Source organism: Stenotrophomonas sp. STEN240 (genome assembly GCF_056756175.1).
Map to the genome: position 1 here is coordinate 1 of NZ_JBRRBO010000091.1, position 2,422 is coordinate 2,422.

General features: G+C 64.0%; 2 protein-coding genes. One reads left to right on the top strand and one right to left on the bottom strand.

All coding sequences use genetic code 11. From position 1 onward, the window contains the following. Nucleotides 1–172: 172 nt before the first annotated feature. Nucleotides 173–1,627, bottom strand: coding sequence for an MATE family efflux transporter (locus tag ACVOKO_RS19405; RefSeq protein ID WP_346501022.1), 1,455 nt, complete (start codon nucleotides 1,625–1,627; stop codon nucleotides 173–175). Nucleotides 1,628–1,733: 106 nt separating this feature from the next. On the opposite strand from ACVOKO_RS19405, the gene ACVOKO_RS19410 reads away from it, so the two are divergent. Continuing rightward, nucleotides 1,734–2,141, top strand: a complete 408-nt coding sequence (locus tag ACVOKO_RS19410; protein WP_346501024.1) for an RNA-binding S4 domain-containing protein — start codon at nucleotides 1,734–1,736, stop codon at nucleotides 2,139–2,141. The last annotated feature ends 281 nt before the right edge of the window (nucleotides 2,142–2,422 follow it).

The window sequence follows — 2,422 nt, forward strand, 5'->3', positions numbered from 1 at the left end:
GCTAGGCACGAGGCTTCACCGGTAATGCCACTGCCGAGCATGGCTCGGCACTACAGATTGTTCAGCTCCCTCCCTTGCGCCGTAGGCGTAGGGGAGGGTTGGGGAGGGGTTGAGCTCTTGAGCCTTTCCAGCAATGCCAGCTTCGCCGCTGACGCCGCTCCCACAACGCTGTCTAGCGTTCCAATTCCACGTCAGGATCCGCCACCGGCGAGGGCGGCGTGGCGGCTACTTCCGCCGGCGTGGCCTGCGCCTGCTTGCCCAGAATGCTGGCCTTGCGCCAGTTGCCCCAGCGGTAATAGCTCATGATCATCAGCATCGAGCAGAACGCGCTGACCGGGAAGCTCCACCAGATCGCATCGGCACCAAACCGTGGCTGCAGCCACAATGCAAATGGAACCCGGATACCCCACATCGCCACCGCCAGGATCAGCAGCGGCGGCACCACCGCGCCGGTGGACCGGACCACGCCGGACACCACGAAGTTGACACCGAAGAACAGGAACGACCACACCGCGATGTGATTCAGATGGCGGCCGATCTCCAGTGCCTCGCTGGCCGCCGGCAGGAACAGCGCAAGGGTGCTGCGATCAAACAGGATGATCGGTGCGATCAGCGCGCCGGTCAGCAGGAAGTTGAACAGCACGCCGGTGCGCGCGGTGGCATCCACGCGCTCCCAGCGCCCGGCACCCACGTTCTGTGCAGCCATCGTCGAACACGCCGCGCCAATGGCCATCGCCGGCATCTGCACATAGGTCCATAGCTGCATTGCTGCGCCGTAGGCCGATGCGGTTTCCACGCCATAGCCATTGACCATGCTGATCATCATGATCATCGCCAACGAGATCAGGATCATCTGCAGGCCCATCGGCACGCCCTTGATCACCAGCGCCTTGAGGATGAAGGTGTCGATCTTCAGCAGGCCGATGTCCTTGCGCCCCAACCACAGCATGTGCCGCTTGTTGCGCAGGTAGAGCATCAGCCCGGCCAGCGCCAGGCCCTGCGAGAAGAACGTGGCCCAGGCGGAACCGGCGATGCCCAGCTCGGGGAAAGGGCCGACGCCGAAGATCAGCAAGGGATTGAAAGCGATATCCAGCAGCACCGCCAACAGCAGGAAGCGGAACGGCGTGCGTGCATCGCCGGCGCCGCGCAGAGCGGCGGTGATGAAGGCGAAGGCATACAACAGCGGCATCGCCAGGAAGATCACCTTCAGGTAGGCATCGGCCATCGGCAGCGATTCGGCCGGTGTACCCATCGCAAGCAGCAAGCGGTGCGACAGAAACCAGCCCAGCACCGCAATCACCACCGACAGCCCGATGAAGAAGGTGGCGCTGGTGCCCATGACCCGCCGCGCCTGCGGCAGGTCCTTGGCCCCGATCGACTGGCCGATCAGGATGGTGGCAGCCATGCCGATGCCGAATACCGAACCGATCAGGAAAAACATGATGTTGTTGGCATTGGCGGTGGCAGTCAGCGCCGCCTCGCCGAGGAACTTGCCCACCCAGATGGCATTGACCGAGCCGTTCAGCGACTGTGCGATGTTGCCCGCCAGAATAGGCAGGGCGAACATCAGCAGGCTGGGCCCGATTGGGCCTTCGGTGAGCGAGCGGGTTTGCTTGGGTTTCGACATGGAAAACGTTGTCGGGATCGGGGCTGGCACACTAGCATCTTGCAGGTGAGAGCGATGGTGGCAGGTATCACCGTCCGGATGTCTACCAAGGAGTCATGGCAGCGCAATGAGTGGTGAAGTCGTACCAGTAGCGAGCATCCGTCTTGATGTATGGCTGTGGGCCGCGCGCTTTTTCAAGACCCGCAGCCTGGCCAAGCAGGCCGTCGATACCGGCAAGGTCGACGTCGAAGGGCAGCGCCCGAAATCTTCCCGTGCGATCCGCATCGGTGACGCGCTGCGGGTGCAGCGCGGCGACGAGATTTTCGAGATCGCGGTACGCGGGCTCAGCGCCAACCGCGGCTCGGCCCCGGTAGCCCAGGCCTTGTACGAGGAAACGCCAGCGTCCAGGCAGGCGCGCGATGAACTGCGCCTGCGCCGCGCCGCCGAACGCACCGGTTACCAGGCCCCCGCACACCGCCCCGACAAACGCGCCCGTCGCCTGATCCGCGCCCTGGGTGACCTGGACGCCCTCTGAAGGGGCTGGGCAAAGGGCGTCACCCTGTAGTGCCGAGCCATGCTCGGCAGGGGACGTTACCGGGTAGCACCGATTTGTAGGAACGGCGTAAGCCGCGAAGCTGGTAATGCGCGAAAGGCCCAAAAAGCCCAAAAAGCCAACCCCTCCCCTCCGCCTTCGGCGCAAGGGAGGGGGTGTAGTGCCGAGCCATGCTCGGCAAGGGGCGTTACCGGAGAGGTTCAACCTGTAGTGCCGAGCCATGCTCGGCAGGGGGCATTACCGGTGAAGCTTCTGCCGAGCAT